The sequence below is a fragment of the Bacillus sp. NH11B genome (genome assembly GCF_001884205.1).
Lineage (GTDB): Bacteria > Bacillota > Bacilli > Bacillales > Bacillaceae_G > Bacillus_A > Bacillus_A proteolyticus.
Genome location: NZ_MAOG01000027.1, coordinates 1 through 25,366, shown reverse-complemented (window position 1 = coordinate 25,366; position 25,366 = coordinate 1). Strand labels below are relative to the sequence as shown.

The following is a 25,366-nucleotide window of genomic DNA, read 5'->3' as shown; positions in this document are numbered from 1 at the left end:
CTGTGCGAAAGAACCTTAGCCTACGGGGCTAAACAGTCGGCTCCGCTTTTGATCACGGGAAACGAGGGAATTGACCGAAGTCCGGACTGCGTTTTTCTTTGAACGCGTCGCGACCTTCTTTTGCTTCGTCAGTTGTGTAGTACAATAACGTTGCGTCTCCAGCTAGTTGTTGAATACCAGCTAGACCGTCTGTGTCTGCGTTGAATGCAGCTTTTAGGAAACGAAGTGCCATTGGGCTGTTTGCTAAGATTTCTTGTGCCCATTGTACTGTTTCTGCTTCAAGCTCTTCTAATGGTACTACTGTATTTACTAAGCCCATGTCAAGCGCTTCTTGTGCGTTGTATTGACGGCATAGGTACCAAATTTCGCGAGCTTTCTTGTGGCCTACCATACGAGCTAAGTAACCAGCTCCGTATCCACCGTCAAAGCTTCCTACTTTAGGACCTGTTTGTCCGAATACAGCGTTGTCTGCAGCGATTGTTAAGTCACATACGATATGAAGTACGTGTCCTCCACCGATTGCATAACCTGCTACCATTGCGATAACTGGTTTAGGAATTGCGCGAATTAGACGTTGTAAGTCTAATACGTTTAAACGAGGGATTTGGTCGTCACCTACATATCCACCATGACCGCGAACTTTTTGGTCGCCACCAGAACAGAATGCACGTCCACCTTCACCTGTTAAAATGATAACGCCAACATTTGCATCATCACGAGCGTGTGCAAAAGCATTGATTAACTCCATTACCGTTTTAGGACGGAATGCGTTATGTACTTCAGGGCGGTTAATCGAAATCTTTGCGATACCATTGTATGTTGAATAAATAATATCTTCGTAATTGCCTTCTGTTACCCATTCAATAGCCATTACTATTACCTCCTTGTATATTTCTGATCTCTTCTATAAGTTTGGCTTCCTTCTTAGATGAAAAAAGCATCACTGCATAGTTTTTAGAAATCCCTTTACTATTGTATCAAACTTTTCCGGTTGTTCCACATGAATTGCATGGCCAGCACCATCAATTTTGACAAATTTCGCGTCAAAGACGTATTTTTCGATGTTTTTTAATATGCGAAAGAACTTTTCATCATGCTCTCCATTCATTAAAAGAACAGGCATTTTTAAGTTTTGCAGCTCGTTCCACCATGAAGGCTGAGCCCCTGTTCCCATGCCGCGCAAGCTATTTGCAAGCCCTTTGGGATTGTTAGCGAGTCGTTCTTTTCGCACTGCTTCTTGTACGTTTTGTGTTAAACTTTTTTGCGTTTCAAAAAGCGGAATATTTCCCCACATCGATACAAAGCTTTTAATGCCTTCTCGCTCAATTTTATTAGCAAGTCGCTCATCTTTTTCACGACGCTCTTTTCTATCCTCTTCATTTTCGAGCCCAGCTGTACAATTTTCTAATAAAAGAGAATGTACATACTCTGTATATAGGCATGCCATCGTAATCGCCAGCCTACCGCCCATTGAATAGCCGAGTATGTGCGCTTTTTCAATATGAAGATAGTCTAGTAGCTCTTTCATTTGCGATGCCGCATTTCGAATATCATAATGCGTCACATCTTCAGGACTTTCTGTTTTTCCATGCCCAACAATGTCTACTAAAATGACTTGAAATTGCTCGCTCCAAGAAGGAACGAAAGAACGCCACGTTTCCATGCTTCCCGTAAAACCATGAAGAAGTAGAAGTGGTTCCCCGCTTCCGACTACTTCATATTCATATGATACACCTTGCAGCGTTACTTTCATCGTGATTCACCTTGTAAAGATGTAGTGATAACGTCCATTGTTTTCGCCCATAATTCACGATGTAATTTCAAGTTTTCATCACGATTCGTACATATTTCCACAACGTGTAAACCTTTCGCCCTCGTTCCAGTTTGTACTTCTTCTCGGAATTGCTCCCAACCATTTACACGGCTAAATGAACCGCCGTACATTTTGACAACATGCTCGTAATCAAGCCCAATTGGTGTTCCAAATAAGGATTCGAAATGTTCCTTTTTCTCATATTGTGGTAAGAATGAGAAAATACCGCCACCATCATTATTTACAACAACAATCGTTATATTTAACCCATGTAATTTTGCGGCTAATAACCCGTTTAAATCGTGATAAAATGATAAGTCACCAATTACTAATACGAGCGGATCACAAATAATACTCGCTCCTAAAGCAGTCGAAATGATGCCATCAATACCATTTACACCACGGTTTGCCATCACTTGAATATTTTTATCCGATGTGAAGAAAAATGAATCTGTATCGCGAATTGGCATACTATTACTCGCAAATAACGTTGCGCCTTCTGGTAATACACGAACAATATCCGTAATGACTTTTCCTTCAAATGCAGTTTCATATGTTTCCATTTCACGAAGCGCTTCCTTCGTTTTCTCGTTTATATGTTTCCACATTCCGAACCAATCATTCGTTTTCATAACTGGCATTTTCTCTATTAATGTCCTGCAAAAATCAACATCACTTGCTTGTACAACTTCTGTCGCAACAAGAGCTGGATCTCTCCATTGCCCGGATTCATCAACAACGATATGAACTGCTTTCGTTTGTTTTTTGATGAACTGCGTTAATGATTTAGAAACAGGCATTCCACCAAAGCGTATTAAAACTCGCGGCTTCCACGTTTCCTTTAACAATTCATTTCGTAAAAATGTATCGTAACAATCTATAACCATCGTTTTATCATGATTACCACTACGAATGTTAGAAAGCGGATCTGCTAAAATTGGATATCCTGTTTTCTCAGCTACTTTCGTAACAACTTTTGCGATTTCTGGATGACTGTCGTCTCCACAAATAATAAGCCCCTTTTCCATGTTTGAAAGGCGCCCTACAAGAGAATTTACATATTCACTCGGCATCGTCACATTTCCTTGCTGAACTACTCTTGTATATTCACCACGCCCTTTATCCCATAAACTTTCTAATGAGAAATCTGGGATAAGCGGCTCACGAACTGGAAAATTAAGATGAACAGGTCCTTGCGGCGCTAAACAGGCACTTGCTATCGTACGCTGCGTCGTCATGCGAGCGTAATGATACATCGCTTCACTTGCTTCTGGAAGTGCCATCTCTGTAAATTGCTTCACAAAAGTACCATATAAATTAAACTGATTCATCGCCTGTGGTGCACCCACATCTCTTAATTCATGCGGTCTATCTGCCGTTAAGACGATAAGCGGCACCCGTGAATGAAAAGCTTCACATACAGCTGGATAATAGTTCGCTGCTGCCGTTCCTGACGTACATAATAGTGCAACAGGTCGTTTTTTTGCTTTTGCAATACCAAGCGCAAAAAATCCTGCTGATCTTTCGTCTACATGTAAATATGTTTTCATTCCTTCATGTTGTTCCATTAGTAAGGCAATCGGCGTTGACCGTGAGCCAGGACTAATGACAACATCACATACATTTAGACGCGTCAGTTCATCCACGAACGCGCCTAAATAATATGATAATGCTTCTATATGATTGTTCATTTCATTAATTCCTCCAAAGCACCAAGCATCGGTCTAAACTTCAAACTTGTTTCTTCATATTCAAGCTGCGCTACTGAATCAATTACGATACCGCAGCCGGCAAATAAGGATGCTTTCTCGCCATTTAATAATCCGCAGCGAAGTGCAACCGCAAATTCACCATTTCCTTCATCATCTATAAAGCCAATTGGTGCACCATACAATCCTCTATCTAAAAGCTCTACATCACGGATTAATTTCAATGCCTCATGACGAGGTGTACCACCAAGAGCTGGCGTTGGATGCAATTCTTCTACCATCGCTAAAAGACTTGCATCACCTTTCGCTTCTACTGGTGTATATAAATGGATTAAGTTTTTCGTCGTTAATAAGCCTGGGCTCTCCGGAATATTAACAGATTCACAATGCTCACTTAGCACACCTCGAATCATATTAACTACATAACCGTGTTCAGCCAAATTCTTTTCATCATGAAGAAGCGTCTCACCATTTTGTTTACTTTCTTCTATAGAATTACCATGACCAATTGAACCCGCAAGGCACATCGATGTAAACTTCTCGCCTTCTTTTCGAATCAATCGCTCAGGTGTCGCCCCTAAGAAGCATGCTCCTTTATAATCAAAAGAAAATACGTAACAATCCGGTTGCCCAATGCGAAGCGCTTCTAAAACAAGAGCGGAATCAATATGCTGATCCATCGTCAATTTTAGCTCCCTTGCTAATACAACCTTCTGCACGTTCCCTTGCTTCATTTCATCCTGCACTTTTCCAATCGCATTCATCCAGCCCTTCGGATCAACTTCTACTTTCGAAGTAGTTGTTAGTTTGGCTCCTTCTAGTGCACATTTACTCTCTTGTAAAATTCTTTCTTCTAAAGAAATAATTTCGTTAGAAAGAGTTTCTGCACAATCTTCAGCTGAAACGAACTTATTAATGGTTAACCACGCTTTTTCATTTTTTACAGTTAATAAAAATGCTGGTAGTGAAAATGTGGTATCCTCAAATTCTTTCCAAAGATCTGTTTTTTCTTTTTCTTGGTCAAATGAAAATCCACCAAATAAAAGAGGGCCTGTTCCAAATTCGTATCCTTCTCTTTGTACAAATGCTTTCTCTTTTACTTTATCCCACTCGTCACCAGCAGTTTGAAAGCGTTTGTGAGAAGAGTTTGCTATAGTGAAAACAGAGCCAATTCCAGCAAATATTACATGCTGAGCTGGGTCTGCAAAATAACATCTATTTTCGAATGCAATCCTTTTTCCTGCTGCATAAAACAGAAGTGGATCCACCCAATCTATTTGTTTTACAAAACTAACTAATATTTTTTCATCAGTCGCACGCTTAATGGCTGCAACAAAAACTTCTTGTAAGCCTTTTTGTTTCGTTTGAATCACAATTGTCTCCCCCCTATGGGCGAAAAATAGTCATAATTACGCTTGATTTTAAGATACACCTCAAACGAAAGGCCTGTCAACGTTTAGCATTTCTGAGAAATTCACCTTCTCTTCCTAGAAAATAAACGTTGACACTAAATGATGCTTTTTCTACACTTAATTGTGTACAATATGTGACCTAAGGAGGATTCAACATGGAAATGAACGTCGAAACGAATTCCTCTCCTACGGCGCCAAAGCCAAGTAAACAAACAGGCTGGCGCATTTGGTGGAGTTTATTACGTCCCCATACATTAACAGCAGCTTTCGTTCCTGTTTTCATCGGAACAGCGTATGCGATGCAGGTCGGAGGTATAAATCAAATACATCTCCCTCTTTTCCTTATAATGCTTCTTGCTTGTCTTCTCATTCAAGCAGCAACAAACATGTTTAATGAATACTTTGATTATAAAAGAGGGCTCGATCACGAAGGTTCAGTTGGTATCGGCGGCGCTATCGTTCGCGATGGCATTCAGCCTAAAACAGTACTTAACTTAGCATTTGGATTTTTCGGCATCGCAATACTATTAGGTGTTTATATTTGTATGAATTCTAGCTGGTGGCTTGCGGCAATCGGTCTTGTTTGTATGGCCGTTGCTTACCTTTATACAGGTGGCCCACTTCCAATTGCATATACACCATTTGGAGAATTAACAGCCGGATTATTTATGGGTGTCATTATTATTGGGATTTCATTCTTTATTCAAACTGGAACTGTAACATCAGAAGTCATTTTACTATCTATTCCAAGCTCCATTTTAATTGGTGCGATTTTACTAGCTAATAACATTCGTGACTTGGATGGAGATAAAGAAAACGGTCGTAAAACGTTAGCAATTCTCGTTGGACGCGAAAGAGCCGTTGGTGTACTTGCCTCTATGTTCATCGTATCCTACATTTGGACAATCGCTTTAATCATCGTTAACATCGTATCACCATGGATGCTTATCGTATTTTTAAGTGCACCGAAAGCATTTAAAGCGACGAAAGGCTTTATCGGCAAAAGCATTCCAATGGAAATGGTACCTGCGATGATTTCAACAGCAAAAACAAATACAATTTTCGGTTTCCTAATGGGAATCGGATTATTGCTTGGATATTTCCTATAGAAAGGAGCTGCTTACGCAGCTCCTTTTTTTATATACCAACTTCTAAGCTGAAATTCATCTCATAATTCCCACCTCCAACGCTCATACTATGTAAAGAAACTGAATTGTAGGAAGGTGGACGACTATGTTAACTCCACAACAAATAAATCAATTTAAATCTATTTTAGAAAAACAACAGCAAGAAGTTGAACAAACAATACAAACTCATGAGAATACAGATCGTGCTTCTGAACGTGATTCAGTGGGAGAATTGTCTAGCTATGACAACCATCCAGGTGATATGGCTACAGAATTGTACGAACGTGAGAAAGATTTCGGGCTCATCGAATTTTGGCATAAACAACTAGAAGATACGAAACATGCCCTGCAAAAAATTGAGGCTGGTACGTACGGTATTTGCGAAGTGTCTGGTGAGGAAATTCCGCTTGAAAGATTAGAAGCAATGCCGACTGCTACAACATGTATACAGCACACTACAAATAAATTGGATATGAACACGCGACCAGTTGAAGAAGAGGTGTTGGCTCCTTCGTTTCATAAGCACGACGAAGATCATTCTGTAGAGTACGATGCTGAAGATGCATGGCAAGACGTCGCAAATTACGGAACGTCTGAAACTCCATCTGATTTAGAAAGACAAGATTCCAAAAACTATAATGGCATGTACGTAAATAGTGAAGAGAATGTAGGCTTCGTTGAGGATTTTGAAAACTTTATTGGTACGGATATGTATGGCAAAAACCCACAAGTTTTCGCTACAGAGGAACATGAAGAATATGAGCAAATGCTTGATGACTTTGAAGAACGTACTTTTAAAGGTGAATTATCTTCAGATGAATCTAGTTCCAAAGAATAAAAAAAGCATTCCGAAATTCGGAATGCTTTTTATCGCTAGCTAATTAGTTTTTTGTAACGTTAGCTGCTTGTGGTCCGCGGTTGCCTTCAACGATTTCGAAAGAAACTTCTTGACCTTCTTCTAAAGTTTTGAATCCTTCGCCTTGAATAGCTGAGAAATGTACGAATACGTCTTCTCCGCCTTCAACTTCGATGAAACCGAAACCTTTTTCGCCGTTAAACCATTTAACTTTACCTGTTTGCATGTCATGTACCTCCTAAATAAAAATGAAACTATGAATCCACATGAAAAGGTGGATATAAAGGACATGAATGTATAACAAGCTTACAGCCTTTAATTCAACGTGCTTTATTTCCGTACCACATTATGTAGCTCAATAGTGACTTCACTATATCACGCTCAATCCAAAACGTCAAATGAGAACACTTTCATTCCGGCGTTTTTTATAATCCTAGTATAATCATAAATTCCTATTCTGTTTTACTTTTATTTGAAAATTAACAAAACTATAGTTTTCTAATCTCTTTAAATTCTGTACAATATGATTATCTATTACATTGAGGTGAAAAAAATGAAGGCACATGAAATCGAATATAAATTATATGGCGATGATATGCAGTTCGTTGAAATTGAATTGGACCCAGAAGAAAGCGTTATTGCTGAAGCTGGCGCAATGATGATGATGGAAGATCATATTGAAATGGAGACAATCTTCGGCGATGGTTCAGGACCATCTGGCGGCTTATTTGGGAAATTAATGGGCGCTGGTAAACGTCTCGTTACAGGTGAAAGCATGTTTATGACCGTATTTACAAATACAGGTCATGGCAAACGCCACGTATCATTCGCCGCTCCGTATCCAGGAAAAATTATCCCTGTTGATTTAACAGAGTATCAAGGAAAAGTCGTTTGTCAAAAAGACGCCTTTCTTTGTGCCGCAAAAGGTGTTTCTATCGGAATCGAGTTTACAAAGAAAATTGGAACTGGTTTCTTCGGTGGTGAAGGTTTCATCATGCAAAAACTTGAAGGTGACGGACTTGCTTTCATGCACGCAGGTGGAACAGTATATAAACGTGAATTGAAACCTGGTGAAAAACTTCGCATTGATACAGGTTGTCTCGTTGCAATGACAAAAGACGTTAACTATGATGTTGAATTTGTTGGAAAAGTAAAAACAGCTCTATTTGGCGGTGAAGGTTTATTCTTCGCAACATTAGAAGGTCCTGGAACTGTTTGGATTCAGTCTTTAACACTTAGTCGCTTAGCAGCACGCCTTACAAGCCCAGCAGCTCAAAGCAGCGGTGAAGGCAGCGTTTTAGGCGGACTTGGTCGCCTTTTAGATGGGAAAGAATAAATAGAGTCCTTCTGGGGCTATAGCCATCAACTTAAGAAAATGAAAACACCCTTTCATAGTACTGCATGAAAGGGTGTTTTCATTTACGTCTACAAACAACAACACGTTGGTTGAGGAGTTACGCATACTAGGTGAAGAATTCCGAAATGAATTTTCCGAATCATCAGTCCATGAGGTTAGATAATATGTCCAGACATAATGCTGTCCTCGTTTTTTCTCCATTTTAGTTCACCCCTCATTATTTAGATAAAATCTACCTTAAACTAACGGGACAGGGTAGTTTAATAAGGTAATATTTGGATCAAGATAGATATAAGTAGAAAAATTAATAAGGTTTACTTCAGTAAAATAAGGTATATTATATTTGTTGAATAGATTCTCTTTAAAGACAAGAAAAGTAGGTGAACAAAGTGGGAAAATATCAATTGGATTACAAAAGTCAGGTAGCTGTGGCAAAGTTTCATGAAAAACAGACGCCTGCCAAATTTGATAAAAAGCAGCAACTTGAAAAATTGCGTGCGGAGTATTTGAAAAAGAAGCAAAAACAAACTGATAAATAACATGTTACGTTTTTTCTAATTTTCTGTATATCGTGCAAACAAACACAAGAAAATAGGCAAGTTATTCATCGTTCAAATATATACAGGCTATTTTTTCAAACCTCTTACTTAATGAACTAAAAAGTCGATTCCTTGAGATGGAAATCGGCTTTTTTAGTTAGGTAGACTATACAAACCATTTTTAACCATATAACATTCCATCGCTTCATTAAGCCATAACTCTTCTTCCTCATGTTTACAAAAATCATACTCCCTCACGTAACTGTAGGTTTAAGCCTTTTTTCAAAAAGAATGAATCAAGTTCCTCACTGCATATATTGAACTATACCTTTTCTTAAGGAGGGCTTTCTTGATGCGTACTCCTTTATCCTTTGATAAAGATACTGCCATATTATTAGCATCTTGCTGCGATCTAACGTATGAACAATATAAACAAAATGGGATTTTTGAAATACCTGATGGATTCCAATATGTACAAGGCTTTCAAGGGAAAGCGATTCAAACGATGGAATGGTTTGGGTTCATATTAGAATCTGAAGATACGATTATTGTAGCTTTTAGGGGCACACAAACAGATACAGACTGGATTATCGATTCACTCGTCAACCAAAGGCCATACCCATATGCTTTAAACAGTGGAAATGTCCATAACGGCTTCCTTTCTATTTATGAATCTTGCCGAGATTCTATTATGGATATGCTCGTATCATTGCCAGCCCATAAGAAACTTCTTGCAACAGGTCATAGCTTAGGAGGGGCACTCGCTACATTACACATACTAGATGCACGTATAAATACTGCCTTCTCACAGTATGGTCTTTATACATTTGCCTCTCCAAAAGTTGGAGATATCGCCTTTCGAAATTATTATAAACTGCAAGTAGCTAGTAGCTTTCGTTTCGTCAACTTATTCGATGTCGTTCCACTTCTCCCTCCCCGAAACATAAATTTTAATGATCGTGATTGGGAATATGCACACGTTCATCACAACATGACATTTACGAAAAATACAAAATCCATTATAAATAATCATTCCATTACAACATACAAAACATGTCTGACTTCTCATTTTTAAACAGTAAACAATTGGAAATTAAATATTTTTATACTATAATAATCTATGAAATGACTTTCGGATGAGGGGACCTTACATGCTAAAATTTTTCTTTGCACTTTTTCTGATAATAATTTTTTCGTTTACAGGTTTCTTTACATTTTCATACTTTGCGACAGGGGAATATGGTGGAACAGGTATAATATATACGTTCGTGCCTTACCTTTCTTAAGCAAAATAAGTAAAACGAGCTTAATCTCATTAAGCTCGTTTTATTTTTCTACTCAAGCGTATCCCTGTTTTAAAAGTGAATAAATAAAAGCCCCTTCAAAAGGGGCTTTTATCTAAAACAGTTTAACAGTATTACCAATTCCCCAAATTTCATTACTGTACTGCAAAATTGTTCGATCACTCGCAAAATGCCCAGATTGTGCAATGTTCAAAATCGACATTTCCAGCCATTTTTGCCTATTTTCATAGGCCCTTCCGACAGCTTCTTGTCTTTCAGCATATGGGCTAAAATCTCGAAGGACGAAGTATTCATCGTTTTGAATAACGAGAGAATCATAAATCGCTTCAAATTCAGCTCCCGACTGTGCAAAGAAACCATTCGTTAACTGATCTACTACTTTTTTAATATGCATATTGTGGTGATAATAATCACTTGCACGATATCCACCATTTTGATAGTAATAAAGAACCTCGTCGGCCGTTAAGCCAAAAATGAAGCAGGCATCATCACCGACCCGGTCTTTTATTTCAATATTAGCTCCATCTAACGTTCCGAGTGTAATTGCACCATTCATCATGAATTTCATGTTACCTGTTCCCGATGCTTCTTTACTCGCAGTTGAAATTTGTTCACTTACATCTGCCGCCGGGAATATATCTTCAGCTAAAGAAACTCGGTAGTTTTCTAGAAAGATAACTTTCATAAACTGACTTACGTACGGATCGTTATTTACTTTTCTTGCAAGCTCATTTATTAATTTAATAATTTTCTTCGCGTAATAATAGCCAGGTGATGCTTTCGCTCCAAAAATAAAAGTACGCGGGTAAAATGAAAAACTAGTATCCTCTTTTAAACGGTTATACAAGTATAAAATATGAAGAACATTTAATAATTGTCGTTTATAGGCATGTAGTCTTTTCACTTGCACATCAAAAATAGAATTTGGATCAATCGTGATCCCCATTTTATTTTGAATGCGCTCCGCTAAAATAATCTTACGCTCTTGTTTTACCCCTGCAAGCTTTTCTTGGAAACTAGCATCATGTTGGAATGTTTGCAGCGCTTGAAGCTTAATCGGTTCTTTCTTCCACTCTGTTCCAATCGCTTCCGAAATAAGATTCGTCAGCTGAGGATTCGCCTTCATTAGCCAGCGCCTATGAGCAATTCCATTCGTTTTATTATTAAACTTATCTGGATAAAATTCATAGAACAATCGCATTTCACGCTGCTTTAAAATTTCTGTGTGGATTTTCGCCACACCGTTAACGCTATGGCTACCAACAATCGCTAAATGAGCCATTTTCACAAGGTCATGCGCAATAATGGCCATGTCCTCAATGCGCTTCCAATCGTACGAATAACGGTCCCAAAGCTCATGACAGAAACGTTCATTAATTTCTTCAATAATCATATAAATTCTCGGTAATAACGGTTTAAAAATGTGAATTGGCCATTTCTCAAGCGCTTCTGATAACGTCGTATGATTCGTATAGGAAATCGTCTGCGTTGTTATGTGCCAAGCTTCTTCCCATGTCAATTTTTCTTCGTCTAATAAAATACGCATAAGTTCTGGAATTGCTAGAACCGGATGTGTATCGTTTATATGAATCGCAATTTTTTCATGTAACTGACGAAGACTACCGTGCCTCTCCCTATGCATACGAACGATATTTTGCAAACTTGCTGATACGAGGAAATACTGTTGTTTTAAACGAAGTATTTTCCCCTCATCATGCGTATCATCTGGATATAAAAACTCCGATACAGCCTCTGTTTCACGCTTATATTTCAAAATATCTTTACAATTTTGTGGGAAAGGAACTGGCTCCGCATTCCAAAGTCTAAGCGTATTTACAGTACTTGTTTCATACCCTACAACTGGTACGTCGTATGGTACTGCCATAATAACTTCTGCATTTGTATGCCTGAACTCTAAACGCCCATCAATTTCTAGCGGTTCAACGTTTCCGAAATAACTTACTTCTACAGCTTGATCATACCTTCTTACTTCCCAAACATTTTCATGAAGAAGCCACTGTTCTGGAAACTCTACTTGATAGCCATCAACAATTTTTTGATCAAACAGGCCATGCTTATAACGAATACCACAGCCATGTCCTGGTAAGTTTAAAGAAGCAAGCGAGTCGAGGAAACAGGCTGCTAATCGTCCAAGTCCACCATTTCCAAGTCCTGCATCTGCTTCAACCTCTTCTAACTCGTGCAAAGAAATTCCAAGTTCAGAAAGCCCCTTTTCACATACATCCCTGATACCTAAGTTTAATATGTTACTTCCAAGCAAACGCCCAAGTAAAAATTCAATGGATAAGTAATACATTTGCTTTTGGTCTCCAGACCGATAACTTTCATTCGTTGCAATCCATTGACTATTCATATACTCACGTACCATATGACCGAGGGTATTATACTGATCACGAGTTGTAGAATCTTTGAAACTTTTCCCATACATCGTTTCTAATTTTTCTAGAAAAGCGGATTTGAAGCTTTCAACATGAGTAAACATTTATTCACCACCTCAATGTTATTCCATGAGACTTTTATACAATTTCTTGTACGCAAGAGCCGATTTCCCCCAACTATAATCTTCAGTCATCGCTTGCTTTACAAGCCTATCCCATACCGGTTTATCTTGATAAAACTCAATTGCACGGAGAACCGTATGTAACATGTCATGTGCATTAAAGTTCGTAAAGCTAAAGCCATTTCCAATTCCAGTTTCTTCATCGTAAGAATGTACAGTATCATTTAATCCACCTGTTTCTCTTACAATTGGAATCGTGCCATATGCTAGTGCAATAAGTTGTCCAAGGCCACACGGTTCAAACAGCGATGGCATTAAAAACAAATCGCTTCCCGCATATACTTGGTGCGCTAACTCTTCATTAAATCCGATATATACTTTTACCTTTTCTGGATACTCGTATGCCATCCATTCAAAGAACTGCTCGTATTCAGAATCTCCTGACCCTAAAATAATACATTGTACATCTTCTTCCATTATTTCACGGAATACAGTACGTACTAGATCAAGCCCCTTTTGCTTCGTTAATCGTGTTACCATCGAAATAACTGGCGTATCTTCTTTTTCTGGCAACCCAAAATAACGCTGCAATGCACGTTTATTTTCATTCTTTCCATCTAATGACTCTGCACTATACTGAGCAGTAATATACGAATCTGTTTCTGGATTATATACGCTCGTATCAATTCCATTTACAATGCCACTAAGCTTATCGTTATTCTTTCGTAACAATCCATCTAACTTCTCACCGAAAAACTCATATTGAATCTCTTCTTTATATGTCGGGCTAACCGCTGTAATTTGGTCAGATGCGATAATACCGCCTTTCATAAAGTTCACGTTTCCATAAAACTCAAGCTGTTCACTATGAAAATATTCATGACCAAGCTCCAGTAAGTCGTACATCACTTCAGCAGGAAATACACCTTGGAACTGCAAGTTATGAATCGTATATACCGTTTTAATATGCTCATATAACGGGTTTTCTTGATACTTTTCACGAAGCAAGAAATTAACCATAGCTGTGTGCCAATCATGGCTATGAAGAACATCTACTTCGAAATCAAGATGCGGAATACACTCTAAAACTGCTTTTGAAAAATAAGAAAAACGCTCCCCATCATCATAATGACCATATAGAGAATCTCTCTTAAAATAATATTCATTATCTATTAAGTAATACGTAATCCCATCCTGCTCACCTTTTAAAATCCCACAATATTGGTTTCTCCATCCAAGAGGAACGTTAATTACTTTATGAAGCGTACATCCTTCTCTTAGCTCTTTCGGGATAAGACTGTAGTTCGGAAGTATAATGCGAACATTCACTCCTAATTTTTTCAATTCTTTTGGGAGCGCTCCTGCCACATCAGCTAGACCTCCGGATTTAATAAATGGTACACATTCTGATACTGCAAATAAAATATTCACCTGTTGTTCCACTGTACGAAAAGCGTATACATCATAAATCGCTCTTCTTACAGCTTCCTCCCTTCAAGTTTTCATGTAGAGTAAAACCATAATTAGTGGGGGCTTTCTAAATCCCCCACTAATTATGTACCTGCTATTTACGAATAACTATTGATTGTACTATTTTGTACACTACCTTTTTCTACAACATATGGCTCATCAGCACTTCCTTTTAACACTACGCCGTCGCCAAGTTTCACATCTTTATCAATAATAACACCATCTATTATACAATTATCTCCAATTTGGCTCTTTTGCATAATAATACTATTACGAACAATTGAACCTTTTCCAATTTTAACAGAACGGGAGACAACACTATTTTCCACTTCACCTTCAATAATACTGCCGTTTGCAATCATCGTATTTTTCACTACTGCACCCTTCATATAGCGAGTTGGTGGCTCATCTTTTACTTTCGTAAAGATTGGTGCTTCTTTCTTAAATAATTGCTTCCAAATAGAAGGCTGCAAAATTTCTAGACTATGTTTATAGTAACTTTCAATCGAATCAATAATAGCTACATATCCTGTATGCTCATACGTAGCAATATGCAATGATTCCCCGCGCTTTTCTCTCACTACATCAAATAAACTGTATTGCTCCACATCTTTATATGTCTCAAATAAGTCTAGCAGTAATTTTTTCTTTAACACATATGTTTGAAGCGAAACCCCTTCATGACAAACTTCCGTAATATCTGCGGACGTATGTATATGTCGATCTAACACCGCTTGAAAATTTAACGCTGTTACAAGATGGCTATTTGTAATAACAACATACTCTTCTCTGCTTCTTAGAAAATAATCAACATGTCTTCTAAAATGTGCAAAAGATCCAAATTCGTCATGATCGCATTGGCAGTTCGGTGGGAATAAAAACAGTCCATCACGCTTTCTATCTAAATCCCACTGTTTTCCTGAACCGACATGATCCATTAAAGAACGATTTTTATGACTTGTAAAAACCGCTACACTATGAATATTAGAATTCACCATATTTGAAAGCATGAAATCAATGAGTCGGTAACGGCCCCCAAACGGTAACGCCGCTAATGAACGATGCCCTGTTACTTTCTTTAAGGAAGGAAAACTTCCCGTTGCATTAATAATTCCTAACATTTTTTCTCCCATTCATTTCATCCCCCTTTTCTATTTCCCTTCAGCAATTAGTACTACATCGTCAACATTTTTTTCTGGGCGAATTATTGTCCCATCTTCAATAACCATTTCTGAGCCAACAATCGCTCTTTCAATCACAACGTTTTTACCAATCTTTGCCCCAGGCATAACGACAGAATCGATTACCATACTACCTTCTTCTACCGTTACTCCTTGGAATAACACAGAATGCTTCACGTCCCCTTCAATGACGCATCCTTCATTAATAAGTGATTCTTCTACTTTTGCCTGCTGCGCAATATATTGAGGCGGCTCGTTTGGATTCACAGAACAAATGCGCCAATTACGGTCATTTAAATTCAACGATGTTTCATCACGAAGTAAATCCATATTCGCTTCCCATAAGCTTTTCACCGTTCCAACATCTTTCCAATATCCTTCAAACGGATACGCCATCAGCTTCTTCCCTTCATCTAATAAAAGCGGAAGTACATCTTTTCCAAAATCATTACTAGATTCAGGATTTCTTGCATCCATCTCTAAATATTCTTTTAAAATGGCCCAGTTAAAAATATAAATTCCCATTGATGCAAGATTACTTCTTGGAAATTGCGGTTTTTCTTCAAATTCAACAACTTCCATCTCTTCATTTGTATTCATAATGCCAAAACGACTCGCTTCATCCCATGGCACTTCAATAACAGAAATTGAAACATCTGCTTCTTTCTCAATATGGTAATCTAGCATTTTGCTGTAATCCATTTTATAAATATGATCGCCTGATAAAATAAGGACATATTCTGGTTCATACTGGCTTAAATAGTTTAAGTTTTGATAAATAGCACTTGCCGTACCTGTATACCACTTCACACCTGAAGACTCCGCATAAGGGGGTAACACTGTGACTCCGCCGTTTACGCGGTCTAAATCCCAAGCGCTTCCGATTCCAATATAATTATGCAGTTCTAGAGGTTGATATTGCGTTAAAATCCCCACCGTTTCAATACCAGAGTTTGCACAGTTACTTAACGTAAAATCAATAATGCGATATTTACCACCAAATGGAACAGCTGGCTTAGCTAAATTTTTTGTTAATGCACTTAAACGACTACCTTTTCCCCCTGCTAGTAACATTGCTACGCACTTTTGTTTTTGAGCCATCTTGTTTTTTGCTCCCCTTTCTCGTCTTCACTGGTCGTAAAATGGATACGCCAAATGGTGGAATTGTAATTTCTACATGTGCTGCTTGATTATGATACGGTTCTAGAACCGCCTTGAGACGTTTCTTATTCACTTGCCCCGATCCGCCATATTGCTCAGCATCACTGTTTAAAATTTCGTTATAATACTCGAAATCTGGTACACCTACTTTATAGTTTTCATATGTAGCTTTCGTAAAATTACATACAACAACTAACGCATCTTCTTGCTTATCCCCTTGGCGAATAAATGAGAAAATACTTTGCTCATTATTATTAGCATCAATCCACTGAAACCCTTCAGGTGAATGGTCAAGCTGCCAAAGTGGTTTGGAGCGCTTATACAATGCTATGAGCTCTTTAAAGTAATCATGCATATTACGATGCATTTCAAAATCATGTAAATTCCAATCTAAATCTTCAAGATCTTTCCACTCATCAAATTGGCCAAATTCTCCACCCATAAAGAGTAATTTCTTACCTGGATGAGTAAAGAAATATCCATATAATAAACGGAGTTGGGCGAACTTATCCCAGTACTCTCCCGGCATTTTATTTAATAACGACTTTTTCCCATGAACGACTTCATCATGAGAAAGTGGCAATATGAAGTTTTCAGAGTGAGCATATAGTAAAGAGAATGTCATTTTCTCATGAATGTATTTCCGGTACTCCGGTGCACATTCCATATATTTCAGCACGTCATTCATCCAACCCATATTCCATTTATAATTGAATCCAAGTCCACCCTCGTATGTTGGAGCTGTTACAAGCGGCCAAGCTGTTGAATCTTCTGCTGTCATAAGAAACTCTTCATCTTCTGCAAACACAGCTTCATTTAACTCCCGTAAGAAGGAAACAGCGTGTTCATTGCTTTGCTCTTTTCCTTCTTTATTCCAGTACAGCATATTCGCAACTGCATCTACCCTGAAACCATCAATATGGAAATACCTCATCCAAAATAATGCATTTGAAATTAAGAAATTACGTACTTCTCTCTTCCCTAAATCAAAATTAACAGTTCCCCATACCAGGTTTTCTTGTACATCTATATCTTTATATTCATAAGTCGGTGTCCCATCAAACAAATATAAACCGTGAGCATCTTTACAAAAATGCCCCGGCACCCAATCTAAAATGACACCGATTCCATATTTATGACATTCATCGACAAAATACATCAAATCATGTGGCGTGCCGAATCTACTTGTCGCTGCATAATATCCTGTTCCTTGATATCCCCAAGAACGATCATATGGATGCTCAACAAGCGGCATAATTTCAATATGTGTAAATTGATGTTCCACCACATACGGAATGAGCTCCTCGGCCATTTCTCTGTAAGAATACAGAGCGCCATCTTCTTTCTTTTTCCAAGAACCGAAATGTAATTCATAAACTGTCATCGCTTCTTTATAAATCGATTTTTTCTTTCTCTTACGAATCCAGTTTTTATCATTCCATTCATATCCCTCTATATCAAAAACTACAGATGCCGTATTTGGTCTTACTTCTGCATATACTGCGTAAGGATCTGCTTTTAAAATAACGGCACCGTCCATCGTTTCAATCGCATACTTGTATATCTCATTCTCTGCAATATGCGGTACAAACAAAGACCAAATCCCCTCTTCTGTCACTTGTAGCATCTTATGTTGCTCATAATCCCATTCATTAAAATCTCCAACAACACTCATTGCTTTCGCATGAGGAGCCCATACTGTAAATCGTACACCTCGCATCCCATCTTCCGTCACAATATGTGCCCCAAAGATGTTATAACTGTCATAGTACTTTTCTGTATGAAACTCATCTCGTTTCACTTCTTCACAATTTATTACATCCAATATGTTCACCTCACTAAGATGACAGAAATTTTTTACTCTTTATCATTTCTGCGAAAAACTGAAATATCCTTGTTATTTTTTAAAAAATATACGTATTTTTCTTAATTTTGGCTTAAAATATTCACATTTACCATATAAAATATCGAATTTTGACGAATATTCATTGCAAACGCTTCATTTTTTCTTACTATTTCTCACCTTTAATTGTTGCTCAATATTTATTTTATTGGCTTCTCCCTGTTTTTCACGCTATTTTCCACATAAATTACAAACAAAATAATCTGTCATAAAATAATGTTTCTCAACATTTTTTGTCACAAAGTTTCTTGAAATGTAAAATTCATAAGCATATACTTGTTCTCAATAAAGAACATCGAACTTTCGTAAATATAATTCATACTAGAATACTATGTTTATTTTGCGAAAGTTTAATAAAAAATCAAACTAGGGGGCTTTCTTATGTCATTGAAACAAAAAGTAGGAATGGGAGTTGTCACCGCTTCCCTTGGCTTATCACTTACATTTAGTGGTGTATTCGCCTATTTCAGCGACTCCGAAACATCGAGTAATTCATTTCAAGCTGGTACGTTAGACCTTTCTATTAACCCAAGTGTAATCGTTAACGTGCAAGATTTAAAACCAGGTGATTTTATTGAAAGAAATTTCAAGCTTGAAAACAAAGGAACATTGGATATTGCAAAAGTAGCACTTGAAACATCCTATGAAGTTACAGATGCAAAACAAAATAATGATGGTGAAGATTTAGGCAATCACATCATCGTCAAATTTTTAGTGAATGATGGAAAGCCATCTAATCCAAACGATGATCATGAAATTTTGTGGGAAACAAAACTATCAGAATTAAAAACTATGAAACCTGAAGATGTAGCTACTTCTCTAGAACGTCATAACTTAATAGATGGTATTAAATCTGGTGAAACGGATTACTTACACGTGCTCTTCTCCTTTGAAGATAACGACCAAGAGCAAAATAAATTCCAGGGTGATTCCTTACAGCTAAACTGGACATTCCATGCAGAGCAAACACCAGGCACGGAGAAATAATTATTAAAATACAAATTATCGGAGGCCCATAAATGAAAAAGAAAAATCGTTTTGTTACCGGAATTGTAACGGCTGGTGTTCTATTTTCAACTGCCCTTCCGTTCAATGTACTTGCTGAAAACCCTATTAACCAAATTGACTCGTCAAACGCTCAGTCTTTACTATCAAAACTTTCTAAAGAACAGCGTCAGGCATTACAAACGTTAGATGCCAATCCTGGTTTTACTATTTCGCCAGATATTAATACGAGTAGTTCTGAGCCAGTAAATATCATTGTAGAATTTCAAACTGCACCAGTAAAAATTAATGAATTGAAACAAAAAGAAAAAGGATTACAGGCTGCTCCTGACAATATAAAAGCACGTATTGATCAAGAGCATGAAGAATTCCAAGAAGGATTAAAACGCCTTCACCAATTCAGCCCATCAGTAAAATCAGGGAATTTCCAGTCTGTACAAATTAAACGTTCTTATAAACATGCTATAAATGGGGTTGCTCTAACGTTACCTGCAAATACAGTGGAAGAATTGTTACGAATTGGCGTTGTAAAACGTATTTGGAAAGATTACGAAGTGAAATTAAATTTACCAAAACAAGCGGAGCAAAAAGCACCTCAAAAACTAACAGATAGCATTCCGCAAATCGGGGTAGATAAGTTACATAGCGAAGGTATTACAGGCAAAGGCATTAAAGTTGGAGTATTAGATACAGGTATTGATTACAATCACCCTGACTTAAAAGACGTGTATAAAGGCTATCGCGCAAAATCGGGTGAAGATTCTAGTAAGGTAGACCCAAATTCCGTAAAAGGTTGGGACTTTATTAATAACGATGCAGATCCGATGGAAACAACTTATACAGAGTGGCAACAATCTGGTGCTCCTGAATTTGATGATCGTGGTTCTTCCTTCTACACTGCACATGGTACTCACGTAGCAGGTATCGTTTCTGCTCAAAAGAAAAATAAATCAGATTCAGCAGTAAAAGGTGTTGCACCTGACATTGAACTGTATAACTATCGTGTACTCGGCCCTTATGGAAGCGGAGATAGTTCTGGTATTATCGCTGCGATCGATAAATCTATTTCTGACGGTATGAACGTCATTAACTTATCGCTAGGTGACGATAGCAACAATCCGCTTGATCCAACGTCTATCGCTGTCAATAACGCGATGCTTTCCGGTGTTGTTACAGTCGTTGCTGCTGGAAACTCTGGTCCAAATCCAGCGACACTCGGATCACCAGGTGCTTCTCCCTTTGCTATTACAGTTGGAGCAAGTGACAGCTCTATTTCCTTACCGAAACTATCAGGTCATGCTGGACAATTACAATTCCCTAACCTAATTTTATTCGGAAAAAACTTCACTGATAAAATAGAGGATTTCACAGGACAATCTTTACCTATTGAATCTGTAGGAATCGGTACTCCTGACGAGTTTAGTAAAAAAGATGTAAAAGGAAAAATCGCTCTCGTTGCACGTGGTACACTCTCATTTGATGAAAAAATTGCTAACGCAAAACAAGCAGGTGCAAAAGCCGTTATTATTTATAACAATGTGGATGGAGAAATTCCTTTCTACGTTGGCGAAAGCACAAAATACATTCCAGCATTCCGCCTAACGAAAGAAGACGGGGAAAAACTAAAAGCTCAAATTGAACAAGGCAGTACCTCTTTAACTTTCGATGAAATCAACTACATTCAAACAGAAGGCGACCATCTTGCAGACTTTAGCTCACGTGGCCCTGTTACATCAAATGATGATATTAAACCTGATATTACAGCGCCTGGTGTTGCTGTCCTTTCAACAGTACCTGAATATATTAACGATCCACAAGAAGGCGAAAACTATGACGTTTCCTATGAGCGTATGCAAGGAACATCTATGGCATCCCCTCATATCGCGGGTGTTGCTGCACTTATTTTACAAGAACATCCAGAATACTCTCCGTTCGATGTAAAAGCATCCCTAATGAACACAGCTGATGATTTAAAAGAAAAGTATTCTGTATATGAAGTTGGAGCTGGACGAGTAGATGCGTACAACGCTGTTCATACAGAAACAAGTTTTAAAGTGCTAGATACAACAAAAACAGTTGTGAATGATGAAGTAATTGAAGTACCAGAAGAAACTGGATCCATTGCATTCGGGAAGTTTTATCAAAAAGACGGTGAAGCTCTTGAACAAAAACGAAATATAAAAGTGGAAAATCATAATAAACAAGAGAAAAAAGAATTTAAAACAGAAATTTCTTATACACCAGCATCTTCTGCTATTAACGATGCTACCGCAAACGGTGTAAAAGTTTCTGTTCCAGAAACTTTTACGCTTGATGCTGGCAAAGCAGATGAAATTGAAGCAAAAATTAATGTTCCAGCCGGTGCAAAGCAAGGCCGATATGAAGGATATATTCATATTACAAATACGAAAAATAAAGAAGAAACGTATCAAATTCCGTTCTCTATTCGCGTATCAGAGCCTGGTATTGAAAATGCGATATTATCAAGAAAAGCAATTTCAACTGATACATCGAAATTTAATCCATACGGTGAATCATATGTTCACGGGGCATTCCAATTAAATAGCGAACTTGAAACGTTAGATCTTATCGTGAAAGATTCCAAAACAAATAAAGCGCTCGGCTTCATTGGAACGTTAAACACGAGTGGACTAAAAACTGATGTGTATTACTACTTAGATTCATTCTTTAACGGCAGAGTGTATCCTTTTACAAATGATCCTGCGAAACCAATTGGTGATGAGAAAATCAACTTACCAGAAGGAGACTACACAATTGAGTTTGTTGGCTATGATAAAACTGGGAAAGCACGTGTGAAAGGTGATTATGTCGTAATTGATAATACACCGCCAGAAGTGAAATTAACTGGATTAAAACCTGGCATTTATGAATTAAATGAAGAAAATTATACAGTAGAAGATGGTAAAAAAGCGTTATGGATTAAAGGAAATGTGTATGATTCGAACGTTGACTACTTAAAAGGAAAAGGGCTAAATATTACGCAAGAAGCGAATGGAGTTATGTATTATGACTATTCTCCATACTTGCATAAGTTTTTACCTATTAATGCAAATGGTGACTTTAAAGTTGGCATTACTCCTGAATCCTTTAAAGTGGAAGGCCCAATGAACACAGGCGTATATATTTTCGATTATGCAACTGCAGGAGCTGACTATCCAAGCGGTGTAAATAACTATTGGTTTATCCCGCAAGGAGCTCAATATGCGAAAGCTAGTTATGATAAAAAAGAAGTATATAAAGGTGATGAATTCACTGTGACGCTAAACGCCAAACATGTGAAACAATTTGTTGCTGGGGAATTTAACGTAAAATTCCTAGAGAAGAACTTCAAATTTGCAAATGCGAAATTGAATCCTGCTTTTGAAAAACTCCTTTCTGAAAAAGGGGTAACGGCAAAAGTAAATGAACCGAAACTAGAAGTAGGCTCTGTCACAGTTGGCGGTGCTATCGACGACAAAAACTTCGCTGGATTAGATGGTGATTTCCCGTTCATTGATGTAACGTTCAAAGTAGAAAACGATGAGTTTTATGAAGCAAATGCTCAATTAGATTTATCAGTGTTCGCTTACTGGAAACAAGGTGAATCAGAGCCCAACAGAATGCGTGTACTTCAAGATCAAACATTCTCAGTTATGTCCTTAAACTCACTAGTAGAAGGAAATATTAAACCTGGTGCATTCTTAAATGAACGTGGATATTTAGATGAAAAATTCGATTATACAAAGCTTGGCGTAAAAGTATATGCGACTGATTCTTACCGTCATAAGTTTGAAGGCTCACTTGATAAATACGGTTACTTCAAACTGAATGGACTTCCTGTTAATAAACGTGACTACAACTTATACGTAGAGGTTCCAGGGCATTTAACAAGCCGACTAACAACGAAATTAGGTACTGAAAAAGATGGTAAGCTGCTTGGCCAATATTACTATGCACGCTTTGATGAAAACCTTGCGGGTGATGTAAATGGAGATAAAGTCATTGATATTAAAGATGCAGAAATTATCGCTAGCAACTATGGTAAAAAAGGACTAGCTGTAAAAGACGGCGATCTTAACAAAGATGGTATTGTCGATGAAAAAGATATTCGCTTCGTTGAAAAGAACTTCTTGAAGAAAGGTCCAGATGCAGCTAAATCACAAACGCCTGTTGAAAAATCAAAAAGCGGTACTCTTGCAGATATTTTAAAGAAGTTAGGATTAACTCCTAAAAAATGATAATAATAAAGAGCACTCTATATAAAGTAGAGTGCTCTTTTCTATAAACGACCCTTATCCAGCAAAAGGGGTATATTGGGGATATACAAGGGAAACCGGAAAAGGAATTTATATTAAATTATATAAAAACTCAGAGGTAGGAAGCAGTTTCCCGCCTCTGAATTATTTAGCAATTATTATAGTACTGGTGCCATTGTTTCTTTTAATACTTTTACAGAATGAGCGAATTTCGCTTTTTCTTCTTCATTTAATTCAAGTTCTACGATTTCACGTACACCTTCACGGTTAATAACAGCTGGAACACCTACGTAAGCATCTTTCTCACCATATTGACCTTCAAGGTATGCAGATACAGTTAATACGCTGTTCTCGTTGCTTAAGATTGCTTTAGTTACACGAAGTAGTGACATACCGATTCCGTAGTAAGTTGCGCCTTTACGCTCGATGATATGGTAAGCTGCATCACGTACATTTTCAAAGATTTTATCTAAATCTTCTTGGTTATACTGTTCGTTGTTCGCTAAGATTGTTTCTAGTTTTTGTACACCTACAGTAGCGTGGCTCCATACTGGAAGTTCAGTGTCACCGTGCTCACCAACGATGTAAGCATGAACGTTACGTGGATCTACATCTAAGTAGTCGCCTAACATGTAACGGAAACGAGCAGAATCTAAAGTAGTACCAGAACCAATTACACGCTCTTTTGGTAAGCCAGATTCTTTCCAAGTTACGTAAGTTAAAATATCAACTGGGTTTGTTGCGATTAAGAAGATTCCATCGAATCCGCTATCCATAATACCGCGAACGATTTGTTTAAAGATCTTTGTATTTTTCTCAACTAAGTCTAAACGAGTTTCGCCTGGCTTTTGTGGCAATCCAGCAGTGATAACAACTAGATCTGCATCTTTACAATCTGCATAGCTACCGCTCCAAACTTTTGTTGCTGCTGGAGAGAATGGTACCGCATGACTTAAGTCCATTGCTTCTCCTTCTGCTTTTGCTTCATTAACATCTACTAATACGAATTCTTCAGCTACACCTTGGTTAATCATTGAGTAAGCATAACTACAACCTACAGCTCCTGTTCCTACTAATACTACGCGATTGATACCTTTTTTCATGTTAATTTCCCCTTTCAATTGTTTACATCTATTTTTTATTATTGTTTAAGTAATTAATTAAAATACTAATTTAATGTTGTTTAACTTCTTTACATTCATATTGTAGCATGGATTATTGTGAATTACTTCACAAATTATGACCTATTTGTGAACTTTTTCACATAGAGTGTAAAGTTATCATAGCAAGTGTGGAATCAATACCAATTTATGCGTTTTATTTAGATTGTGAAAGGTTTTTATCTTAGATTTCTATCGGTAAGTGAAATTATACCGGCGATTTTCTAAATATATCGACTGCAACTCCAAATATATCAGCGATTTTTGCAATATATCGACTTACCGACAATGATAACAGCTTCTTCTATATTATTTATTTTCTGCAGTAGCCCTTAATACAGAAGCTTTTACGTAATTTTGACTGCTTATTTTTACGAATCATTGTATCTATATATCAAACACATAAAAGGGCATACCTATTTACAGGTATGCCCTTTTATGTGTGATTAATTATGTAACAAGTACATAGTCCACTTTTACACAACAAAAAAGAGATAGCAGATTATGCTATCTCTTTTAGTATGACCCGTACGGGATTCGAACCCGTGTTACCGCCGTGAAAGGGCGGTGTCTTAACCACTTGACCAACGGG

Annotated in this window: 18 protein-coding genes and 1 tRNA gene; 7 read left to right on the top strand and 12 right to left on the bottom strand. The window is 37.6% G+C overall.

Going from position 1 to position 25,366, the window contains the following annotated elements:
- Positions 1-52 precede the first annotated feature (52 nt).
- The 4 genes from menB to BAU27_RS06510 form a co-directional block, all read right to left on the bottom strand.
- Positions 53-871 carry a 1,4-dihydroxy-2-naphthoyl-CoA synthase gene (menB, locus tag BAU27_RS06525; protein WP_000963892.1) on the bottom strand — a complete coding sequence of 273 codons (819 nt, stop codon included), beginning with the start codon at positions 869-871 and terminating at the stop codon, positions 53-55.
- A gap of 69 nt (positions 872-940) precedes the next feature.
- On the bottom strand, positions 941-1,753 hold the full coding sequence (menH, locus tag BAU27_RS06520; RefSeq protein WP_071770419.1) for a 2-succinyl-6-hydroxy-2,4-cyclohexadiene-1-carboxylate synthase: 813 nt from the start codon (positions 1,751-1,753) through the stop codon (positions 941-943).
- A complete protein-coding gene (gene menD, locus BAU27_RS06515; protein ID WP_071770418.1) occupies positions 1,750-3,504 on the bottom strand; it encodes a 2-succinyl-5-enolpyruvyl-6-hydroxy-3-cyclohexene-1-carboxylic-acid synthase in 1,755 nt (584 codons plus the stop codon). Before menD ends, menH begins: the two co-directional genes overlap by 4 nt.
- Entirely contained in the window at positions 3,501-4,895 is a 1,395-nt protein-coding gene (locus tag BAU27_RS06510) for an isochorismate synthase (protein WP_071744347.1), read from the bottom strand. Before BAU27_RS06510 ends, menD begins: the two co-directional genes overlap by 4 nt.
- Before the next feature lie 194 nt (positions 4,896-5,089).
- Between BAU27_RS06510 and BAU27_RS06505 the strand changes: the two genes are divergently transcribed.
- Together BAU27_RS06505 and BAU27_RS06500 are read left to right on the top strand one after the other, a co-directional pair.
- Complete coding sequence (locus BAU27_RS06505) at positions 5,090-6,043, top strand: 1,4-dihydroxy-2-naphthoate polyprenyltransferase (protein ID WP_000425742.1); 954 nt, start codon at positions 5,090-5,092, stop codon at positions 6,041-6,043.
- Between the two features lie 124 nt (positions 6,044-6,167).
- Positions 6,168-6,899 carry a yteA family sporulation protein gene (locus tag BAU27_RS06500; RefSeq protein ID WP_071770417.1) on the top strand — a complete coding sequence of 244 codons (732 nt, stop codon included), beginning with the start codon at positions 6,168-6,170 and terminating at the stop codon, positions 6,897-6,899.
- Positions 6,900-6,942: 43 nt separating this feature from the next.
- On the opposite strand, the gene cspD is transcribed toward BAU27_RS06500, so the two are convergent.
- Positions 6,943-7,143, bottom strand: a complete 201-nt coding sequence (cspD, locus tag BAU27_RS06495) for a cold-shock protein CspD (RefSeq protein ID WP_001193053.1) — start codon at positions 7,141-7,143, stop codon at positions 6,943-6,945.
- 327 nt (positions 7,144-7,470) lie between these two features.
- On the opposite strand from cspD, the gene BAU27_RS06490 reads away from it, so the two are divergent.
- The 3 genes from BAU27_RS06490 to BAU27_RS06475 all read left to right on the top strand — a co-directional run bounded on the left by BAU27_RS06490 (position 7,471) and on the right by BAU27_RS06475 (position 9,888).
- Positions 7,471-8,253 carry a TIGR00266 family protein gene (locus tag BAU27_RS06490; protein ID WP_071770416.1) on the top strand — a complete coding sequence of 261 codons (783 nt, stop codon included), beginning with the start codon at positions 7,471-7,473 and terminating at the stop codon, positions 8,251-8,253.
- Positions 8,254-8,663: 410 nt separating this feature from the next.
- The gene (locus BAU27_RS32250; protein ID WP_000521653.1) at positions 8,664-8,813 is read left to right on the top strand and encodes a hypothetical protein; all 150 of its coding nucleotides are present in this window, start codon (positions 8,664-8,666) and stop codon (positions 8,811-8,813) included.
- 352 nt (positions 8,814-9,165) lie between these two features.
- Positions 9,166-9,888: a lipase family protein gene (locus BAU27_RS06475; RefSeq protein ID WP_001260108.1), complete on the top strand. Its 723-nt coding sequence runs from the start codon at positions 9,166-9,168 to the stop codon at positions 9,886-9,888.
- A 323-nt stretch (positions 9,889-10,211) separates the two neighbouring features.
- Here BAU27_RS06475 and glgP read toward each other — a convergent pair whose 3' ends face one another.
- The 5 genes from glgP to glgB all read right to left on the bottom strand — a co-directional run bounded on the left by glgP (position 10,212) and on the right by glgB (position 18,275).
- Positions 10,212-12,620 (bottom strand): glycogen phosphorylase, encoded by a 2,409-nt coding sequence (glgP, locus tag BAU27_RS06470; protein ID WP_071770414.1) that lies wholly within the window; start codon positions 12,618-12,620, stop codon positions 10,212-10,214.
- 18 nt (positions 12,621-12,638) lie between these two features.
- Positions 12,639-14,069, bottom strand: a complete 1,431-nt coding sequence (gene glgA, locus BAU27_RS06465; RefSeq protein WP_071744341.1) for a glycogen synthase GlgA — start codon at positions 14,067-14,069, stop codon at positions 12,639-12,641.
- Positions 14,070-14,206: 137 nt separating this feature from the next.
- Positions 14,207-15,241, bottom strand: coding sequence for a glucose-1-phosphate adenylyltransferase subunit GlgD (gene glgD / locus BAU27_RS06460; protein WP_071744340.1), 1,035 nt, complete (start codon positions 15,239-15,241; stop codon positions 14,207-14,209).
- 18 nt (positions 15,242-15,259) lie between these two features.
- A complete protein-coding gene (gene glgC / locus BAU27_RS06455) occupies positions 15,260-16,390 on the bottom strand; it encodes a glucose-1-phosphate adenylyltransferase (RefSeq protein ID WP_071744339.1) in 1,131 nt (376 codons plus the stop codon).
- Positions 16,338-18,275 (bottom strand): 1,4-alpha-glucan branching protein GlgB, encoded by a 1,938-nt coding sequence (glgB, locus tag BAU27_RS06450; RefSeq protein ID WP_071770413.1) that lies wholly within the window; start codon positions 18,273-18,275, stop codon positions 16,338-16,340. The genes glgC and glgB overlap by 53 nt, the downstream gene beginning before the upstream one ends.
- Before the next feature lie 459 nt (positions 18,276-18,734).
- Here glgB and BAU27_RS06445 point away from each other — a divergent pair, with 459 nt between their 5' ends.
- Together BAU27_RS06445 and BAU27_RS06440 are read left to right on the top strand one after the other, a co-directional pair.
- Positions 18,735-19,340 (top strand): CalY family protein, encoded by a 606-nt coding sequence (locus BAU27_RS06445; protein ID WP_071770412.1) that lies wholly within the window; start codon positions 18,735-18,737, stop codon positions 19,338-19,340.
- Between the two features lie 32 nt (positions 19,341-19,372).
- The gene (locus BAU27_RS06440; protein ID WP_071770411.1) at positions 19,373-23,596 is read left to right on the top strand and encodes a S8 family serine peptidase; all 4,224 of its coding nucleotides are present in this window, start codon (positions 19,373-19,375) and stop codon (positions 23,594-23,596) included.
- Between the two features lie 176 nt (positions 23,597-23,772).
- Here the strand turns inward: BAU27_RS06440 and BAU27_RS06430 are convergent, their stop codons facing one another.
- Together BAU27_RS06430 and BAU27_RS06425 are read right to left on the bottom strand one after the other, a co-directional pair.
- Positions 23,773-24,717: an L-lactate dehydrogenase gene (locus BAU27_RS06430; RefSeq protein WP_000715332.1), complete on the bottom strand. Its 945-nt coding sequence runs from the start codon at positions 24,715-24,717 to the stop codon at positions 23,773-23,775.
- A 579-nt stretch (positions 24,718-25,296) separates the two neighbouring features.
- Positions 25,297-25,366 (bottom strand) — tRNA-Glu (locus tag BAU27_RS06425).

What these genes read in the sequence shown, in the direction of transcription:
- menB (WP_000963892.1), bottom strand. Translation starts at nt 871, where the DNA reads ATGGCTATTGAATGGGTAACAGAAGGCAATTACGAAGATATTATTTAT.
- menH (WP_071770419.1), bottom strand. Translation starts at nt 1,753, where the DNA reads ATGAAAGTAACGCTGCAAGGTGTATCATATGAATATGAAGTAGTCGGA.
- menD (WP_071770418.1), bottom strand. Translation starts at nt 3,504, where the DNA reads ATGAACAATCATATAGAAGCATTATCATATTATTTAGGCGCGTTCGTG.
- BAU27_RS06505 (WP_000425742.1), top strand. Translation starts at nt 5,090, where the DNA reads ATGGAAATGAACGTCGAAACGAATTCCTCTCCTACGGCGCCAAAGCCA.
- BAU27_RS06500 (WP_071770417.1), top strand. Translation starts at nt 6,168, where the DNA reads ATGTTAACTCCACAACAAATAAATCAATTTAAATCTATTTTAGAAAAA.
- cspD (WP_001193053.1), bottom strand. Translation starts at nt 7,143, where the DNA reads ATGCAAACAGGTAAAGTTAAATGGTTTAACGGCGAAAAAGGTTTCGGT.
- BAU27_RS06490 (WP_071770416.1), top strand. Translation starts at nt 7,471, where the DNA reads ATGAAGGCACATGAAATCGAATATAAATTATATGGCGATGATATGCAG.
- BAU27_RS06475 (WP_001260108.1), top strand. Translation starts at nt 9,166, where the DNA reads ATGCGTACTCCTTTATCCTTTGATAAAGATACTGCCATATTATTAGCA.
- glgP (WP_071770414.1), bottom strand. Translation starts at nt 12,620, where the DNA reads ATGTTTACTCATGTTGAAAGCTTCAAATCCGCTTTTCTAGAAAAATTA.
- glgD (WP_071744340.1), bottom strand. Translation starts at nt 15,241, where the DNA reads ATGGGAGAAAAAATGTTAGGAATTATTAATGCAACGGGAAGTTTTCCT.
- glgC (WP_071744339.1), bottom strand. Translation starts at nt 16,390, where the DNA reads ATGGCTCAAAAACAAAAGTGCGTAGCAATGTTACTAGCAGGGGGAAAA.
- BAU27_RS06445 (WP_071770412.1), top strand. Translation starts at nt 18,735, where the DNA reads ATGTCATTGAAACAAAAAGTAGGAATGGGAGTTGTCACCGCTTCCCTT.
- BAU27_RS06440 (WP_071770411.1), top strand. Translation starts at nt 19,373, where the DNA reads ATGAAAAAGAAAAATCGTTTTGTTACCGGAATTGTAACGGCTGGTGTT.
- BAU27_RS06430 (WP_000715332.1), bottom strand. Translation starts at nt 24,717, where the DNA reads ATGAAAAAAGGTATCAATCGCGTAGTATTAGTAGGAACAGGAGCTGTA.